This window comes from Paraburkholderia oxyphila NBRC 105797 (genome assembly GCF_000685075.1).
GTDB classification, from domain to species: Bacteria; Pseudomonadota; Gammaproteobacteria; order Burkholderiales; family Burkholderiaceae; genus Paraburkholderia; species Paraburkholderia oxyphila.
In genome coordinates, this window is record NZ_BAYD01000227.1 from 1 (window position 1) to 1212 (window position 1212).

Annotated in this window: 3 protein-coding genes; all 3 read left to right on the forward strand. The window is 61.6% G+C overall.

Going from position 1 to position 1212, the window contains the following annotated elements; genetic code table 11:
• Positions 1-211 (forward strand): hypothetical protein (locus BO1_RS60865; RefSeq protein ID WP_218002882.1); only part of this gene is annotated, 211 nt, incomplete at its 5' end.
• A gap of 6 nt (positions 212-217) precedes the next feature.
• Complete coding sequence (locus tag BO1_RS55910) at positions 218-571, forward strand: DUF4148 domain-containing protein (protein ID WP_043289250.1); 354 nt, start codon at positions 218-220, stop codon at positions 569-571.
• A 41-nt stretch (positions 572-612) separates the two neighbouring features.
• Positions 613-1143 (forward strand): amidase family protein, encoded by a 531-nt coding sequence (locus tag BO1_RS48270; protein WP_028223704.1) that lies wholly within the window; start codon positions 613-615, stop codon positions 1141-1143.
• Positions 1144-1212 lie beyond the last annotated feature (69 nt).

A 1212-nucleotide genomic window follows, 5' to 3' on the forward strand; every position in this document is an offset into this window, starting at 1 on the left:
GAACTCTTCGTCAAGCGATTTTGAAATATTTATTTCTAGGGTCGCTACAGCGGTTCTCCGCGACGAAAAAAAGCCCGACCAGACCGGGCAACTGGCTCGCGACGCAGGAACGAGCCAGGCGTGGAGCACAGATGAAATATCCTTAATCTGCGTGAACCGCTTTTGCTCCTTTGGTCGGCGTAGCCTTTGCAGCATCGATGCACTGGATTAGCCGATCATGAACACCGCCCGACGCACCACACTCTTTGCTCTCTTGTCCCTCCTCGCTTCTCCCGCATTTGCCTCCGCGAAGCTCACCCCGCAGCAATGCCAGGACTACCCTTTCGTCCGTACCACGCACCCGGTGACCCATCAGCAGTTGCAAAACGAACTCAAGGAGCTCGAGGCGGTGGGCTATTACCCGGAAGACGACGACGACGACTACCCCCAGGAGCTGCAAGCGGCTGAACAGCGATTGCAGGCGAAATATCAGGCTGACTGTCTGCCGGGCGCGGGCAACACGCTTGCGGCGGCGTCCGATCACAACGGTGGCACGGAGGCTACAGCCTCTTCGAAGCAATCGATCAGATAATCGCAAGCCGCGGTATTAAGCGCATCGCGCCGCGAGATAACGTGTTTCCCGACCCCGATCTCGCCGACGCCGAAGACGTATTCCGAATCGAGCTCGCCTGGATGATCGGCACACTCGTGCAGCAACTCGACGCGCGGAGCCAGGCGATGCTCAAGCCCGAGATCGAGGATGAATGCCGGCTGCACCGCTCGCTGAGCGCCGCCGACCTCGGCCGGATGTTCGTGCGCAAGAGCGCGCTATTCCAGCGCATGCGCGAGTTCATGAACCAGCACTCGTTCTACGTGCTGCCTGCCACGCAAATGCTGCCGTTCGACGCGGGTCTGCGCTGGCCCGAGTCGTTCATGGGGCAAGCCCATACGTCCTATATCGACTGGATGCGCATTTGCTGGTACCTGTCCTCGACCGAATCGCCGGTGCTTGCCGTGCCCTGCGGATTCAGCGCCACGGGGCTGCCCATTGGCATGCAGATCGCCGGGCGCTATCGCGACGACTGGGGCGTGCTGCAACTCGGCCATGCCTATGAGCAGGCGGCGGCGCATCGCCATGCGCGCCCGAGCGTGATAGACGCCTGAGCCTGGCGCCCGGTGTCGCGCTTTCAGGTGACATCGGCCTCGACCCGGTTTACCGTCGGCGGCGGTTGG